Origin of the sequence: Mesorhizobium sp. ESP-6-2, assembly GCF_020164675.1 — a bacterium.
Lineage (GTDB): Bacteria > Pseudomonadota > Alphaproteobacteria > Rhizobiales > Rhizobiaceae > Mesorhizobium.
Window position 1 is genome coordinate 120,294 of record NZ_JAIUGT010000011.1, and the last position, 15,345, is coordinate 135,638.

13 protein-coding genes and 2 pseudogenes are annotated in these 15,345 nt (G+C 61.7%); 7 read left to right on the top strand and 8 right to left on the bottom strand.

Features of this window, described 5'->3' with window-relative positions:
• The gene (gene xth, locus LB532_RS25240; protein ID WP_140642196.1) at positions 1-831 is read left to right on the top strand and encodes an exodeoxyribonuclease III; all 831 of its coding nucleotides are present in this window, start codon (positions 1-3) and stop codon (positions 829-831) included.
• Between the two features lie 303 nt (positions 832-1,134).
• On the opposite strand, the gene LB532_RS25245 is transcribed toward xth, so the two are convergent.
• Complete coding sequence (locus tag LB532_RS25245; RefSeq protein ID WP_140642427.1) at positions 1,135-1,608, bottom strand: Lrp/AsnC family transcriptional regulator; 474 nt, start codon at positions 1,606-1,608, stop codon at positions 1,135-1,137.
• Positions 1,609-1,732: 124 nt separating this feature from the next.
• On the opposite strand from LB532_RS25245, the gene LB532_RS25250 reads away from it, so the two are divergent.
• Positions 1,733-4,129, top strand: coding sequence for a transketolase (locus tag LB532_RS25250; RefSeq protein WP_140642198.1), 2,397 nt, complete (start codon positions 1,733-1,735; stop codon positions 4,127-4,129).
• A 52-nt stretch (positions 4,130-4,181) separates the two neighbouring features.
• Here the strand turns inward: LB532_RS25250 and LB532_RS25255 are convergent, their stop codons facing one another.
• Positions 4,182-6,296, bottom strand: coding sequence for a relaxase/mobilization nuclease domain-containing protein (locus LB532_RS25255; RefSeq protein WP_140642200.1), 2,115 nt, complete (start codon positions 6,294-6,296; stop codon positions 4,182-4,184).
• Positions 6,296-6,829, bottom strand: coding sequence for a plasmid mobilization protein (locus tag LB532_RS25260; RefSeq protein ID WP_224557383.1), 534 nt, complete (start codon positions 6,827-6,829; stop codon positions 6,296-6,298). The genes LB532_RS25255 and LB532_RS25260 overlap by 1 nt, the downstream gene beginning before the upstream one ends.
• A 133-nt stretch (positions 6,830-6,962) precedes the next feature.
• Here LB532_RS25260 and LB532_RS25265 point away from each other — a divergent pair, with 133 nt between their 5' ends.
• The 4 genes from LB532_RS25265 to LB532_RS25280 all read left to right on the top strand — a co-directional run bounded on the left by LB532_RS25265 (position 6,963) and on the right by LB532_RS25280 (position 9,084).
• Complete coding sequence (locus LB532_RS25265) at positions 6,963-7,661, top strand: ParA family protein (RefSeq protein ID WP_140642204.1); 699 nt, start codon at positions 6,963-6,965, stop codon at positions 7,659-7,661.
• Positions 7,661-7,996 carry a hypothetical protein gene (locus LB532_RS25270; RefSeq protein ID WP_140642205.1) on the top strand — a complete coding sequence of 112 codons (336 nt, stop codon included), beginning with the start codon at positions 7,661-7,663 and terminating at the stop codon, positions 7,994-7,996. The genes LB532_RS25265 and LB532_RS25270 overlap by 1 nt, the downstream gene beginning before the upstream one ends.
• Before the next feature lie 306 nt (positions 7,997-8,302).
• On the top strand, positions 8,303-8,662 hold the full coding sequence (locus tag LB532_RS25275; RefSeq protein ID WP_224557384.1) for a helix-turn-helix domain-containing protein: 360 nt from the start codon (positions 8,303-8,305) through the stop codon (positions 8,660-8,662).
• Positions 8,663-8,844: 182 nt separating this feature from the next.
• Entirely contained in the window at positions 8,845-9,084 is a 240-nt protein-coding gene (locus LB532_RS25280; protein ID WP_140642209.1) for a WGR domain-containing protein, read from the top strand.
• A gap of 147 nt (positions 9,085-9,231) precedes the next feature.
• Here LB532_RS25280 and LB532_RS25285 read toward each other — a convergent pair whose 3' ends face one another.
• A complete protein-coding gene (locus LB532_RS25285; RefSeq protein ID WP_140642211.1) occupies positions 9,232-9,558 on the bottom strand; it encodes a DUF736 domain-containing protein in 327 nt (108 codons plus the stop codon).
• A gap of 916 nt (positions 9,559-10,474) precedes the next feature.
• On the opposite strand from LB532_RS25285, the pseudogene LB532_RS25290 reads away from it, so the two are divergent.
• Positions 10,475-11,340 (top strand): annotated as a pseudogene (locus LB532_RS25290) (alpha/beta fold hydrolase).
• Positions 11,341-11,404: 64 nt separating this feature from the next.
• Here LB532_RS25290 and LB532_RS25295 read toward each other — a convergent pair.
• The 4 genes and pseudogenes from LB532_RS25295 to LB532_RS25305 all read right to left on the bottom strand — a co-directional run bounded on the left by LB532_RS25295 (position 11,405) and on the right by LB532_RS25305 (position 15,193).
• Positions 11,405-12,328 carry a DUF2493 domain-containing protein gene (locus tag LB532_RS25295; RefSeq protein WP_140642213.1) on the bottom strand — a complete coding sequence of 308 codons (924 nt, stop codon included), beginning with the start codon at positions 12,326-12,328 and terminating at the stop codon, positions 11,405-11,407.
• A gap of 305 nt (positions 12,329-12,633) precedes the next feature.
• Positions 12,634-13,662 (bottom strand): toprim domain-containing protein, encoded by a 1,029-nt coding sequence (locus LB532_RS25300; RefSeq protein WP_263492294.1) that lies wholly within the window; start codon positions 13,660-13,662, stop codon positions 12,634-12,636.
• A 17-nt stretch (positions 13,663-13,679) separates the two neighbouring features.
• A pseudogene (locus tag LB532_RS30375) lies at positions 13,680-13,892 on the bottom strand (hypothetical protein); the annotation flags it as partial.
• 344 nt (positions 13,893-14,236) lie between these two features.
• A complete protein-coding gene (locus LB532_RS25305; RefSeq protein WP_140642215.1) occupies positions 14,237-15,193 on the bottom strand; it encodes an ArdC family protein in 957 nt (318 codons plus the stop codon).
• Between the last annotated feature and the right edge of the window lie 152 nt (positions 15,194-15,345).

Sequence of the window (15,345 nt, forward strand, 5' to 3'; positions counted from 1 at the left end):
ATGAGGATCGCGACCTACAACGTCAACGGCGTCAACGGGCGCCTGCCGGTGCTGCTGCGCTGGCTGGAAGAGGCAGCGCCGGACATTGCCTGCCTCCAGGAACTCAAGGCGCCCGAGGAGAAGTTCCCGGAACGGCCGATCCGCGACCTCGGCTATGACGTGGTCTGGCATGGCCAGAAAAGCTGGAACGGCGTCGCGATCCTGAGCCGCGTCGGCAAAATCCACGAAACGCGGCGCGGCCTTCCGGGCGACCCCGACGACAGCCATAGCCGCTACATCGAAGCAGCAGTCAACGGCATCCTTATCGGATGCCTTTATCTTCCGAATGGCAATCCGAGGCCCGGCCTGAAATTCGACTACAAGCTGCGTTGGTTCGATCGGCTCATCGACCACGCAGCCGAACTCGTCGGGTCCAAACAGCTAGTGGTGCTGGCAGGCGATTTCAACGTCATGCCGACCGAACTCGATGTCTACAAGCCCGAGCGCTGGCTGGACGATGCTCTGTTCGCGCCCGAGGCGCGCGCCGCCTATGCGACGCTGCTCAAACAAGGCTGGACCGACGCGCTGCGCGCGCGTCATCCCGGTGAGAAGATCTACACGTTTTGGGACTATTTCCGCAACGCCTTCGGCCGCAACGCAGGCCTGCGCATCGACCACCTTCTGCTGAGCCCGTCGCTCAAGAAGCGGCTGATCGACGCGCAAGTCGACGTCGAGGTGCGCGGCTGGGAAAAGAGCAGCGATCACGCGCCGGTCTGGATCGAGCTCTCGCAAAAGGCACCGCCTCGCAGCCGTTCGGCGCCTGACGAACGAAGCAGCTCCGGTCCCGGCTAGGGCCTTCGTTACTCACCGATGATGAAACCTTCCCGCCACATAGCTGCGGCGCCGACAGGCTTCGTGCGCCTACAATGCCTACGCCCAAATCGCTGCAGCATTCAGCAGCGCGTCCGAGACAGGTGCGATGGCATTGACCGTAGGCGGACCGAGCCAATCCCACAGAAACATTGGTGGTATTTTGTTGGTCTGGACTACCGTTGTGCGGGCCCTCAACTGACCGAAAAACCGGGTTTTCTTAGTTGAAATCCGTCTCGAACCTGCTTAAGGGCAGGCCAGTAGGGCGCCAAGTATATTGGTGACCTAAGCGTCGATTGGCAGTCCATGAGCATGTTTCACTTGACCAAGGGCAAAACTCGACTCGATTGATGCCACGCCATCGAGTCTAGTGAGCTTCTGCTTCAGGAATGTTTCATAAGCCTCCAAGTCTTTGACGACGACGCGCAGCAGGAAGTCCATCTTGCCAGTCATCAGATAGCACTCCACGACTTCCGGCCAGCGCAGGACAGCATTTGAAAATCGATCCAGCTCTTCTTCCCGTTGTCGTTCCAGCTTGACGGACGCAAACGCGCTGACGGGTAATCCAACCTTCACCTGGTCGACGATTGCTACATACGCTTTGATCACGCCAGATTTCTCCAGCATCCGCACCCGACGCGCGCAAGGTGATGGAGACAGACCGGCGATCTCGCCGAGGTCTTCTGTTGTCGCGTGAGCATCCGACTGAAGCGCCGCCAACAACTTGCGATCGATATCGTCAATGACGCTTTTTGGCATGACCTTCTGTTCCTTGCATCGAAATTGGCTTGAACTCACCGATATGGCCTTACCTGATAGCAATTTTAGCTGCAATCGCCCCGCCGATTTTCCTATCCTCACCATATCAAATGATGGAGCAGACATGGACGATCCTAAACTTGCGTGCCTTGAGGCTCTCGAGCGGAAGGTGCTGTGGTTGTCCACATGGATGATCCACAATGCCAACAATCTTCGACCCAATGACGACGGGCTCAAAGTTGGAGGCCACCAGGCATCGTCGGCATCGCTCGCCACCATTATGACGGCGCTCTACTTCGCGGTCTTGCGTCCTGAAGACAGGGTCGCGGTGAAGCCGCACGCAAGTCCGGTCTTCCATGCCATTCAGTATCTCTTCGGCAAACAGACACGCTCGAAATTGGAATCGTTCCGCGGCTACGGAGGGGCGCAATCTTATCCATCACGCACGAAGGATACCGACGACGTGGACTTCTCGACGGGCTCCGTCGGCCTGGGGGTCGCACAGACGCTGTTTTCCTCATTGGTGCAGGATTATCTTCGAGCCAAAGGCATGGCCTGCACTCTCGCCGAGAGCCGCATGGTCGCGCTCATCGGCGACGCCGAGATGGATGAGGGTAACATCTTTGAAGCTCTGCTTGAGGGCTGGAAACACGGACTGCGCAACACCTGGTGGATCGTCGACTACAATCGACAAAGCTTGGACGCGGTGGTGCGGGAAGGGTTATGGGAGCGCTTCGTCTCGCTGTTTCGCGATTTCGGTTGGGAGGTGGTGATCCTCAAATACGGTTCCTTCCTCGAGGAAGCCTTCCAGGAACCCGGGGGCGAGGCTTTGCGAAGCTGGATCGACAACTGTCCCAACCAGCTCTACTCGGCTTTGGCCTACCAGGGCGGGGCGGCATGGCGAAAACGCTTGATCGATGATCTTGGCGACCAAGGCCTGGCTTCCAAGCTGATTGAAAGCCGCTCCGATCAAGACCTAGCGCGTTTGATGACCAACCTCGGTGGGCACGACTTGCGCTCATTGTTGCAGGCCTTCCAGGACGCGCGCGAGCACGATCGCCCGGTTTGCTTTGTCGCCTACACGATCAAGGGATTCGGCCTGCCGCTGGCGGGCCACAAGGATAACCATGCGGGGCTGATGACCTCAAAGCAGGTCGAGGAACTGCGCGCTAGCCTTGGCGTTCGGCCCGGTTACGAATGGGATCCATATGAAGGTCTCCTGCTGCCCGCCGAAGAACTGGCCGCTTTTGTACAGGCGGCCCCATTCAACGCCCGGCGCCGAGCGCCCCATCAGGCCGGGAAAATCGCTGTTCCTGCTGCCTTCACCACTGAGGTGCAATCGCCAGTTTCGACACAGCATGGCTTTGGAACTCTCATGCACGAGATCGCCAAGGCCGACACTGATCTCGCGAGAAGGATCGTCACCGTGTCGCCGGACGTGACCATCTCTACCAACCTTGGCGCATGGGTAAATCGCCGAGGTCTGTTTGCCCGGGAAGAGAAGGCCGACCTGTTCAGAAAAGAGCGGATTCCTTCGACCTTCAACTGGGAATTCTCGCCAAAGGGCCAACACATCGAACTCGGCATTGCCGAGATGAACCTGTTTCTAACCCTCTCCGCTCTCGGGCTCTCCCATTCGATATTTGGCGAACGGCTGTTACCGGTAGGAACCCTCTATGATCCGTTTATCGAGCGCGGCCTCGACGCTCTGAACTATGCCTGCTACCAAGATGCCCGCTTCATTGTCGTGGCCACTCCCTCTGGGATCAGTTTGGCGCCTGAAGGCGGCGCACACCAATCGATAGCAACACCACTGATCGGCATGGCGCAGGACGGGCTTGCCAGCTTCGAGCCAGCCTTCGTTGACGAGCTTGCAACAATCCTGCGGTTTTCATTCGACTACATGCAGCGCGATGGAGATGGTCATGCCGATGCCGTGAGCTGGCTCAGAGACGCGACGGGTGGCTCCGTGTATCTAAGACTTTCGACGCGGCCGATCGAGCAGCCCAAACGCGTTGTTGATCAGGCGCTGGCTGAAGACATCCTCAGCGGAGGCTATTGGATGCGCAAGCCAGGACCAAATGCCCAGATCGTGGTCGCCTATACGGGAGCGATCGCACCCGAAGCGATAAATGCGATCGGGTTGATCGCGGAGGACCGCCGCGACGTAGGCCTCTTGGCCGTAACGTCGGCAGATCGCCTGAATGCCGGATGGACTGCTGCGCAGCGCGCAAGGGAGCACGGCCTGGCACACGCACGAAGCCATATCGAACGATTGCTCGCCGGCGTCCCCTCCAATTGCGGGCTCATCACCGTGATCGATGGCCACCCTGCGACCCTTGCCTGGCTCGGGTCCGTCCAGGGCCATAAGACCCGGTCCCTCGGCGTAGAACATTTCGGCCAGACGGGCACCATCGCAGATCTGTATCGGCATTATGGAATTGACGCGCAGAGCATTGCACAAGCCGCGCAGTCGCTGGCGCCCGGAAGGCCAATCCGGCATTTGCGAGCCGCACTCTAAAATCTCGGCTCAACGAGGCACATGGCCAGCGGACGCTTGTGCGGTTCCTCCCCTACCGCTCGCGCTCGTCGCGATCACGCATGTGGCGCTGTTCCAATTGCTGCTCCAATTCGCGCAGGTGCTCTGGCGATCGTTGCGATGCATCAGTTTGCGAGGCACACCGCTCCGGGATTCCACTCGGTCTTTCAGCCGCCGGCTGCCCGGCTTCATTCATCCTTTCGGCGGCAATCCAACCGGGAGGGTCACGGCCCTGACGAGCGCTCCCCAACCGTTCGTCTCGCGGGAGCTCATGGCTTCGGTCCAATGCCGCTTTGCCAGAAACCGGCTCGTGCGTCGACTTCGGTGGCGTTCGACCATCCTGCGGATCGGCCTCGGCCGACGTCGAAACGTCGCGGGGGGCGCCTGGGTTGCCGCGACCCACGTCGCCTGCGACAGGCTGTTGTTCGGAGAACCGGAGATTTTCCCGGCGGATGCTCATCACCTCGCGCGCGGCTTCTGTGATCTCGTGGAATCGGGCCCGCTCGCCCGGCCCGACGGAACGCTCAATGTCGGCCAGAATGGCCTCGACCCGGTTCACATATGCCTCCAATTCAGCACGTGTCATCGCATGCATGGCAGCCTCGTCGCCTCCAAAAAGTTCTCGTGACAGATGTCCCTTAGCCTCATTCGTGTCCGGCCTTCGCCGATAGACCGCAGTCGCGTGGATTTGGCTAACCCGCAACGCGGCCCGGATTCGTTCGAGATGATCTTCAGCGAACTCGGCGACCTTCCTGACCGAGCTATCACGCGCAATTTCGCGCCATACCTGGGCAGCGGCTGCCGCGTATTGGGCACTCCGGCTGGACAGTGCTGCGTCAGGGATATTGGAACGCTTGGCTAGATAACGTTCCCGTGCCGACTGGCTGGTGCCCTCATGCTCGGTTCTCCCCGCATAGCTGACAGGCCGCACCTGGGTTCGAGTATAGGCGGGCGCACTTGCAAATTCGCGACGGTCCGTCAGCTCCATATTGATTCCGCGCTGTCGGGCTTTCTCGGCCATCAATGAGCGCCACGCCCGGAAGACCTGGGGGCTGGTCTCGATGCGTTCTCCTGTCTCCGAACGCATGGTGACGATCGCGTGAGCGTGGATATGCGGCCGCTTGCCACCCTGCGCCATTCCCTTTGGATCCCCAGCCGGATCGTGCATGGCGTAAGCGTAGCGATGCCCTGCGAATTGATCGCCCAGGAACTCCCGCACCGCATCTCGAAAGGCGGTTGGATCGGTGCCAGCGCGCGCGGACACGATTAGATGCAGGACGTCACGTCCCTTGCGGCTTTGCATTTGCCTGCGCCAATGCCTCTGGACGAGACCGCCGGCCCGCTCGAAAGTAGCGATGCTGGTGCCCCTATCATCGCGCAGCTGCCCATCGAAGCGTTCGACCATTTCACGAACCCGGCTCAGCGCGAAGGCAACGCCATTGCCGTGACCGCGAAATAGAATTCGCGCCTGCACGACGCTGCCGATCTTGCTCCTGTCGAACCGCTCCTGTGCGATTGCAGCAGCCTTTGCGTCGCCGCTCAGGCGCTCGCCGTCAGCCCCGCGCAATAGCAGGACCCCGTGCACTCGAAGATGAGTGCCGTCCACGTCTTCGATTGCATAGACAAAGCGGCGCTCTCCGAATGCGGCGCGCAGGACATGGCGAAAGATCTGGTCGCGATCGTTTTCCTGTGTCTTTGTGTTTACCGCTACCTGGAACAGACCAATGTCCCGGCTCGAGGCACGATTGTCGAAAAGATGCTCCCATCGCGTGCGCAGCTGCGAGAGGGCCGCCTTTCCGGTGATCTGCTCGCCCTTCTCGGTTTCGACCGCCAGTTCGCCATTCCGGGAAGTATAGCTGAGCATCGCGGCGACGCGCACGCCTCCACCATAGGAAGCGAGCTTGACCACCGCCGGCTGGCTTCCATGCGCCACGGCTATGATCCGTTGTCGAATCGACCGTTGGAGCTCGACGTCCCTGCGACGAAACGAAAGCCTGCCGCCGCCTTGTGTCTCGTCTGGGAACGCCGCCCCGCCCTTTCGACGCCACTCCCATTCATGGTGCTCGCCTCGTCCCAGCTGCAGTTCGTGAAGCAGCGCTGCGCGACGGCGTTCCCAGTCCCGTTCAAAAGCACCCAGGAAGAATTCCATTAGCGCGCACCAAGGCGGCGAGCCGAGCTGGCGCTCTTCGTCATCTGAGAGAGCTCGGCCGCGACCGTCAATGCAATGGCGCGGGCATCGTCCGCGGCTGCGGCTACATTCGAAGCCGCAGCCATGCGCCCAGTGTTGAGTGCGCGTATGGCCTGATTGAGAGCGTTGCCAACAGCACGCAAATCCTTGGCGAGGAGTTGCAGGATCGCCTGATCCTCCTCATTCAGAAACGGCCGGAGGCCCGCCCCCTCGCAAGCAAGCGAGCGGACGAAGGCCGAAACCGACAGGCCGGCGGTCTCCGCAGCCGACGCGATCGCGGCAAGTTCCTCTGGCGCGAACCGAATATGCGCGACCTTCTCCCTCCTCGCCGGCCGACCTGAAACCGTTGCGTTGGCTGGAGTCATGGACCGTCTGCCTCGCTCGCGGCCAAGCCGCGGATCGGGGGCTTGTCCCCCGATCGTCAGGAAAAATGTATCACATTTTTCCGTATCCTGCCAACCAATATGACATCGGAAAAGCAGGAATTTGCCCAAAATGACACTTTATCATTGTCATTCGGACATAGTTTTTCTACATTCATAGAAATTCATGTGCCCACGGACCCTTACTCGAGCAATCCTGGATTCGTGTGTGAGTAGAAACACACGCTCAAAGGAGAATTCGCGCATGCCTATCGTGATCTCCGCCATCAATGGCAAAGGCGGCGCTGGCAAGACCACTACTTTGATGAACATTGCCGGCGAGTATGCATTGCGCGGTACGGCGGTCGCGATGGTTGACATGGATGGTAGAAGCAATCTGACCAAATGGTGGAGCGACTGCCACGACAAGGCCGCGCAACCAGAAGGCATCAGCGTCTTCGGCCATAAGACGGCCAAGTCGCTGGATGCGTTCATTGAGCGCCACGCCCATCGTTTTGACTACCTCCTCATCGACACGCCTGGAGAGGATATCTCCACCATTGACCCTGTGATTGGACGGTCCGATCTGGTGATCTCTCCAATTCAGGCGTCCAAGCGCGAGGTCTTGGGCGCGATTGACTGCTTCCAGTCCGTCGTGAGGGTCAACGAGCTCCGCGGCGGGTCATGTCGCCACGGGGTCTTGCGCACCCGGATTTCGATGACTGTTCGACAGACGGAACTTTACCGCAAGATTCGTCCCATCATCGAGGACAAGGTCGGGACCTATCTCTTTAGGGCCGAGGTAATGGAACGCAACATCTATAAGGATATCCAGAACGGCACTGGCACTCTCCAGATGCAGGCGTTGTCCGAGGCTGTAGCCAAAGCGCGCCGCGAGACGCAAGAAGTGGTGGGCGAGATCGATGCCCTGTTGAGCCCCCTTCCAAAAGCCGAGCACGCCTGATGGGCCGCAAGGAAAGCCTGTCCCTGGACGAGTTCGCACTCGCTGCGCGCAAGCAATCGCCGGGAGGTGACGAAGATCGCCCGTCCAATGACATCGGCACAGACCGCGAGCCCGACGGCACATCGCAGACTGGCAGCGACTTGAGGCAGGAGGCCAGGAAGGCCTTGCGCAGGATGAAGCGAGAGCGGGTGAAGGGGGAAAGTTGCTTTGTGAACGTGAACCTCGACCGAGCGACCAAGCGGCGGCTGAAACTGGCCTCCTTCACCGCCGAAACATCGATGCAGGCGATCATGGAACAGGCAATCGCAAAGTATCTGGACGACCTTGGCCTTTGATTACAGCCGATCGGCAGATCTCCCTTCATGGTCCTGGATGTGGAATTTGATCGCAGGCCCACTCACCTGCTAGGCTTGAGTCACGTTGGCTCTGTTTTTTCATGTATCGAGTAATTTGGGGCGAAGAGTCGCGTCTTATGGGCGCGCTTCGCGGCACACACAGGAGCGGGTAAACCCGTCGCAATGGCAATCAAGGACGTCCAGAAATACATAGACGAGCATGGACTCATCGAAACGGCAGACGTTGAGTCCGAGAAGCCGGTCTACAGGAAACCAGGTTTCGAAGGCATCCGGAGCTTCGGCGACATGGAGCAGGCTTTCAGTCGGTTCGTGCGCGAGCGTCGCGACGCCAAGCGGCTCAATCGGGCGCAGATGGGGACCATGGTCGGCTTGCACGAGACGATCTTTGCACGTTACGAGCGCGCCTTTTCAAAGCTGCATGCGACCAGGCTACTTCACATCTGCGAGATTCTGGACTGCTCACCGATCGAAATGATCCATTACGCAGCCCCGCATTTTTTCGGTGAGAGTCGTCAGGAAGCCGACGACAAGCTGAAGCTGATCTTGCGTGTGCTTGATATGCCTGCTTCCACCGCCTCAAGCCTGTTGAGCCTTGTCGAGGGCCTCGTCAGCGAACAGGCCGGCGACCATCCGCGCGACCGGTGATTAGCTCGGGCGATTAGCCCTCCGGGAAAGCGGCCCCCCTTTGCAGACGTGTCGTCATGCTGCCCCCCCCTCGCCTTTCGTCCGATAAGGCGACATTCGATCAAGTTTTTGAATCGATGCCGAGCCACGGATTCGAAAGATGCATTGGACGCATCCCATGGCGAGGATCGATAGTCGGATGCATGAACAACGCGCCCGACCCCGTATTCCTGCGCCGTATTGATGGCGCTCGTAACATGGCACGGTTTTATGTCCTGTCATTGCAACCCACCCTGTTCGGCGAAATGTCGCTGGTCCGGCTATGGGGACGGATTGGCACGCGAGGCCGCCAGAAAGTCCACTTTTTCGAAGATTGCAGGCAGGCAGCCTCGGAGCAGTCGCGGTTGGCGGCACGAAAGATCAAGCGGGGTTACATGGGCTAAGATCGATGAAACCACGATCGTTTCTAGCGCGCAGAACCTGCTTTCGACAAACGCCTTTCTGCGGGCCGCTTCACTCCTGCTCACGGTTGCTCTCACGGCCTGAGAGGCCAGATGCCCCGGCCGAACAGGCCGGGGCACTTGCGGACCTCAGTCGCCACGCCGGCTATTGGGACGGGACCAGATCAGCGAGAAGCCTTGGCCCTCCTCGTCTTCGAAAAGGTTGGCGTAGATCGGGGCGTTGAAGCTTGGATCATCGAGCTTGAGGCCCAGATAGTCGCGGCCATCGCTGGAGCGCTTGGACCAGGCAGCACCGATCTCAGCGCGGCCGACCAGCACGCGGTGTGTGGGGGCGTTCTCGTTCGTGGGGCGCTGGTCGGGGACGATGCGCACAGCCTTGACTTGGACGCTGAGCGTAACGATTTCGCCGGTGAACTCGTTGGAGCCGGTCTTCTTGAAAATACCGATGGTTGCCATTGTAGGTCTCCTTGTCCGATTTCCGAGCCCGCACCATTGCGGGCCTCGATGGCGATCAGCAGGCCGCAGGCGATCGACGACGCACCCCGCAGGGGCCTGACAGCCAAGGAGGTCTTTCTTGTCTCGCGAGGAATGGCGGAGACCCGGGGGCTCCCGCGCGGCCTGTGGCGTGGGGTGGGTCCCGCAAGGGGAAGAAAGTCCGACGCCGCTGTTGCGTCAAAGGCGATCGAGGCGTCAGCCGGTCTTCGGCCAGATCAGGCCATCGAAGAGGCCGCGTGGAGCGGTAGAAGGGTACGGCCAAACCGACCAATGGCGACCGTCGGGCAAGCAAGGTGACATCGCATCCAGAGGCACCGGCTTCGTCCCCTCGGTTCCGGCCATTTTGCTGCGTTCCACCCGGTCTGCCAACGGGGAGGTCTCCAAGTCCATGCGCATCACGGTTCGATCAAATTCAACGATGCCGCATCTTGCGCTCCGAGTAGGCCACCAGCTGGATCCAATGGTGGTCCCGCGGCGATGCCGCCCTGAGCCGCGCGACGTGCCAGTTGATGGCCGCCGCCATGTCAGCGACCGGCAGGAATGTCGATACGCGGCAAGAGCTGTGCCCACGATCGAAAGATCTTCCAATCGTTCGAGGGCATGATCTGCTTCACGGCGCCGTGCGTCGGCGCGAGCGGCGAGCGGCGAGCGGCGAGCGGCGAGCGGCGAGCGGCGAGCGGCGAGCGGCGAGCGGCGAGGCCGTTGGCATCAAGCCGTCAGCCGGGTCAAGGATCAGCGCACACGAGAGGCGGCGGCGCGTCATGCGACCGCCTGGGAACAGATGCGTGCGCGTCATTATCCTCCGAATCTGAGGCGAAGGGATGTGGGGCCTACCGCGCCTCGAAAGCGATTTGCAGACGGTGTTATCGAAGAGCTGATGTTCGCGGGCTTCAATCTGGAAACAATCGCGCTGCCAGAAGCAATCCTCCGGGTGCGCGTGGGCGGAGACGGGCCGCCGATTTTGCTGCTGCACGGACATCCGCGCACGCATGTGACCTGGCACCGTGTGGCTCCGCTCCTGGCGGCGGACCATACTGTGATCTGCCCCGACCTTCGCGGCTTTGGCCAATCATCCAAGCCCAAGGACACCCCAGACCATGCAGGCTCTTCCAAGCGCGCCAAGGCTCGAGACTGTATTGCGCTCATGAAGCATCTCGGATTTGCTCATTTCGGGCTTGTTGGTCACGATAGGGGCGCTTACACGGCGTTTCGGACCGCCATGGACCATCCGGAGTCGGTGAGCAGCTTGGCGATCCTGGAGGGAATTCCCATCGCGGAAGCACTTTCCCGTTGTGACACGCGGTTTGCAACAGCCTGGTGGCACTGGTTCTTCTTCGCACAGGCCGAAATACCCGAACGTGCGATTTTGGCCGACCCCGACGCTTGGTACGGAGGGAGTCCCGAGGCTATGGTCAGGAAGCCTACGCAGACTTCCGTACCGCCATCCACGACCCGGCAACGGTTCACGGCATGATCGAGGACTACCGGGCAGGGCTGGGGATCGATCGTCAGCACGATGAGGAGGATCGAGCCGCGCGCCGCATGCTCGAATGTCCGCTTCTCGTTCTTTGGTCCGCTCGTGACGATCTAGAGGATCTATACGGCGACATTCTGGCGATCTGGCGTTCCTGGGCCGCTGACGTGAGGGGTCATAGCCTGAACTGCGGCCACCACATGGCGGAAGAGGCGCCTGAGATACTGGCGCGTGAACTGCGTACGTTCTTCCGGTCCGCCAGGCAGTGATGCCGTCGACGAGTCGTGTCCCCAGACCGGCCCCTCCCATCTCCGATCTAGTCGATGAGGCGGCTTAAGCGCCGCCGAACTTCCACACCGGGATGCCGAGCCTCTTGGCCTTGTCGGCGAGATTGTCGTTGATGCCGGTTCCGGGAAAGTGCATCACGCCGTTCGGCACGATCTCCAGCATCGTGTCGTTGCGCTTGAAGGGCGCGGCGCGGCCGTGCTTCGTCCAGTCCGGCGCAAAGCCGATCTGCGGCACGTTGCGGTTCTTCGCCCACAGCGAGGCAATCTTCTCGGCGCCCTTCGGCGACTTGCCATGGACAAGCACCATGTCGGGGTGCTTCTCGTGAACTTGGTCGAGCTTGGCCCAGATCAGCCGGTGGTCGTCGAAGTCGAGCCCACCGGTGAGGACGATCTTCGGACCCGGCGGCAGGAGCACCCCCTGGTCGGCGCGTTTCTTCGCCATCAGAAAATCGCGGCTGTCGATCATCGCCGAGGTCAGATTGCGATGGTTGACCCTCGATCCGCTGCGCGGGAGCCAAGTCTTGCCGACGTGGCGTTCGTAGTGTTCGGCGGCCTGGTCGCGCATCAGCTCGAAAGCGTTTTGGCGTTCGATGAGCGTCATGCCCTCAGCGTTCAGGCGCTCCAGTTCGACCGACTTTACCTCGCTGCCGTCCTGTTCTCGCTGCGACCGCTTCTGCGCCTGCTCGTTGTCGTCCAGCTCGCGCGCGATCCGCTCGGCGGCGCGGTGGAATACGTTGGTGGTCGACCAGAGGAGATCGTCGAGATCGGGTTCGAGTCGCGTGTCCTCCAGGGTGCCGATCAGGGCGTCGAAGATGTTGGCGACGGCGCCCGCGACCTGGTTGCCGTCGGGCAAAAGCCGCTGGTCAGGCTCATCGGCGAAGGGGCGATAGCCATGGAGCTGGAGTTCGTTGAGGACATGGTCGGTGGATGAGGATTCGTGGTGCGGTTCGTAGTCGTCGTGCTCGCGCATGGGGATGCTCCGTCGGCTGGACCGCTACCGTCGCGGCCTTCGTGGCGACGAAGCCCACGGGCCCGACGGCCGGGCACGCGGAGCGCAAGCGCAGGGCTCGATGGCTAAGGCCGGCTATTTTGCCTCGCGATGGAAAGCGGCCTTGAGGCCGCGCCGGAAAATAGTCGGCCGCCGCCATTGCCCGGCTGGCCGGCTTGTGGGCCGATCGCTCTCTCGAAGGCCGAGGCACGGTCCTCTGCGAAGCATGGACGCATCCGCCGAGCACGGCGGCGATCCGCACGCCTGTCCTCCTTCGTCTATGTCGCCTACGCCATGAAGCGGCCCATCTCCTGCGGCCCGATCTGCAACCGGGCTCCCCTGCGCAGTGCGTCCAGGCCGAGGGTGCACAGATCCTCGTTGAAGTCGCCGAGCTGGGGCGAGATCACGATCGACTCGATCCCAGCCGCGTTCGCCCGTTCGACCAGCCTGTCCCGCGCGCGATCGCCAGCGGAATCATCGTCGCGCAGAATATAGAGCCGCCGCAGCGTGTCGGGGAAATGGATCGCCGCGAGATGGGCTGCCGAGAGTGCCGCGAGCATCGGCATGTCGGGCAGGACCTGCCGGATCGACAGAACGGTCTCGATGCCTTCGCCTGCCGCTAACACCTCGCCACCAATGCCGAAACGGACCGCATTGCCAAGAAGGTCGCCCATCGCCCGTCTCGGCGTGTCGATAGGCGCCTTGTCGCGGCGTGTCGGGTCGAGCCAGGTGCGATGCACCCCGCTGATCCGGCCGTCGAGGTCGGTTACGGCCGCGATCATGGCCGGCCATATCTCGATCGGCGAATGCTCGTCCGGACGATAATAGCAGCGCGGGTGGAAGCGCAGGTTTCCGGTTCCGCGTAGATCGGTAATGCCGCGTTCGCGCAAATACAACTGTACGAGCGTGCCCGCGATCGGCCGCGACATATCGAACAGGCGGCGGGCGGCTACGGGTGAACGATGCGGCGGTGCGGGCTGACGGACTGCGGCCGGCGTCGGCCCGGGCAATGGCATGCTGAGGAAGGCCCGCGCCTCGTCGGCAATTTCCTTGAACCTGAGCAGACCGCAGCTTTCCCGGATCACGTCGATGAGATCGCCGTGCTCGCCGGTGGCGGCATCTACCCATTTGCCGGCCGGGCCCTTCGGCGAGTCCTCGAGCCGAACAAACATGGAGCGGCCGGGCGTGTTGCGCACATCGCCTACGACCCAGTAGTGCCCCTCCCGGTGACCGACGGACAGATAATGACGGCACACTGCCTCGGCCTGCCGGCCAAGACGGTGTGCGAGGTTGGAAGCGTCGTGAAGGGTAATCATGCTACGCCCCGCCTGTCCGCCTCTACGCCGCCGATGTTGAACTGGGCGAGCACGAGCTGGGTGAAGGGAATATTGCGCGAGGAGGGCAGCGTGATCTTCTGGACAAAAGTAGGCATCGAGATTGCTCCGCGACGGGCGGCCGAGAGCCTCTCTCTCGACCTCCGAACCGTCACAAAATCCCGTTCCTCCTCTCGCTGTCTGGCGCCGCTTAGGTGTGCGGCCAGGATCATGTATAGGTCGCGGTCAGCGGTGAAAGCGCATCACGTGGCCGCCTGGCTCCCTCGGGGATGCTGCCGCTCCCATAGCCGGCTCGCCCCCAGACGCAGACGAGAAGCAGGATCCTCGAACGTCAGGTTCCATGCCGAGACCGGCAGGGAGGCGGACGGCCGTTATGTCGACGATGACGACCGAGCCGAGTTCGGGCTTGCCGAGATTAGCCATGGCCGAACAGGGGTCTCGATCTTCATCAGGCTCGGCGGCGAGCCTGTCGATGGATGAAGATATCCATGGACGTGGAGCGGCCGTCGCCATCGTGGTGGTTGGCGAGCAGGCGCTCGCATCAGGCGTAGGAGGATCAGGCCACTGTCTGGCCGGTCGAAGCCTGCGCCTCGTCCGCATCACCGGCGGGGACAAAGCCAAGCAGCCAGCAAGCTGCCTTGCTGGCATAGGACGCGGCGCGCACGATGGCGCGATTGTCCTCCCGCAGCACCTCGAGCCAGGCCCCGATGTAATCCGCGTGCCGGACGGTCGGCACGACGCCAAGCGATGCGCAGCAGAAGGCTGCGGCCATCTCGGCGACCAACTCCTCGAAGGCGTAATTCTTCGTGCCGAAGCTGCCGGTCGTATCGCGGCCCAGACGAGATGGATGCCCGGTGGCGTGTCCCAACTCGTGCAACGCCGTTCGGTGCCAGTTGATAGGCTCGAAATACGTCTGGGGCGGCGGGATCTGCACATAGTCGAGCGCCGGAACGTAGAAGGCGCGGTTGCCGCCGATGCGGAAGTCGATTGCCGTCGCGCGGATCAACGCCTCGACTTTTGGCTCGATCAGGGCCGGCGGCGGAGGCGGCGCGTTCATCGCCACACTCTCCGGCAGATTCTCGCACTGTGCGACGTTGAAGACAGTGAAGCGCTTCAGGAACGGGATCGCCTGGGCTTCGTCGCCCGCCTCGCTTGCGCGCCGCTTCTCATCTTCGGGCACAAAGCGATCGGCATAGACTACGGTCGTGCCTCGTTCGCCCGTGCGCACATTGCCGCCAACCGCGAGCGCCTGGCGAAAGGTGAGCCAGCTTTGGCCGGAAAATCCGTGCTCGATCACCGCGCCCCAGAGGATCAGAATGTTGATCCCGGAATAATGCCGGCCGGTGGCGGCGTTGCTCGGCAGTGCGAGGCTCGCCTTCGCCGCCGCCGTCCCCCAGGGCTGGACCCAGGGCACGCGCCCCGCCTCCAGTTCGGCGATGATCTTGCCGGTAATTTCGTCAAAAAAGCTCGTCCGGTCCTGGCCGGCACGAGCGGATGCGTTCTTTCTGGACATCGCGGGTCTCCGCGACGGGCGCCGGGAGCCTCTCTCCCAGCCCTCAACCCGTCGCGGCCCACCCGTTTGCACTCTCACTCTGACCGCCCTCACTCAACGCCATGGGTTGACGCCGACACGAGAGGCGCGTCGTGGGGAAAGTTGTTCGCTCG

Bases quoted from the DNA above. Each gene is read 5' to 3' on its own strand.
- LB532_RS25295 (WP_140642213.1), bottom strand. From the start codon at position 12,328: ATGCGCGAGCACGACGACTACGAACCGCACCACGAATCCTCATCCACC.
- LB532_RS25265 (WP_140642204.1), top strand. From the start codon at position 6,963: ATGCCTATCGTGATCTCCGCCATCAATGGCAAAGGCGGCGCTGGCAAG.
- LB532_RS25280 (WP_140642209.1), top strand. From the start codon at position 8,845: ATGAACAACGCGCCCGACCCCGTATTCCTGCGCCGTATTGATGGCGCT.
- xth (WP_140642196.1), top strand. From the start codon at position 1: ATGAGGATCGCGACCTACAACGTCAACGGCGTCAACGGGCGCCTGCCG.
- LB532_RS25270 (WP_140642205.1), top strand. From the start codon at position 7,661: ATGGGCCGCAAGGAAAGCCTGTCCCTGGACGAGTTCGCACTCGCTGCG.
- LB532_RS25305 (WP_140642215.1), bottom strand. From the start codon at position 15,193: ATGTCCAGAAAGAACGCATCCGCTCGTGCCGGCCAGGACCGGACGAGC.
- LB532_RS25245 (WP_140642427.1), bottom strand. From the start codon at position 1,608: ATGCCAAAAAGCGTCATTGACGATATCGATCGCAAGTTGTTGGCGGCG.
- LB532_RS25300 (WP_263492294.1), bottom strand. From the start codon at position 13,662: ATGATTACCCTTCACGACGCTTCCAACCTCGCACACCGTCTTGGCCGG.
- LB532_RS25255 (WP_140642200.1), bottom strand. From the start codon at position 6,296: ATGGAATTCTTCCTGGGTGCTTTTGAACGGGACTGGGAACGCCGTCGC.
- LB532_RS25285 (WP_140642211.1), bottom strand. From the start codon at position 9,558: ATGGCAACCATCGGTATTTTCAAGAAGACCGGCTCCAACGAGTTCACC.
- LB532_RS25250 (WP_140642198.1), top strand. From the start codon at position 1,733: ATGGACGATCCTAAACTTGCGTGCCTTGAGGCTCTCGAGCGGAAGGTG.
- LB532_RS25275 (WP_224557384.1), top strand. From the start codon at position 8,303: ATGGAGCAGGCTTTCAGTCGGTTCGTGCGCGAGCGTCGCGACGCCAAG.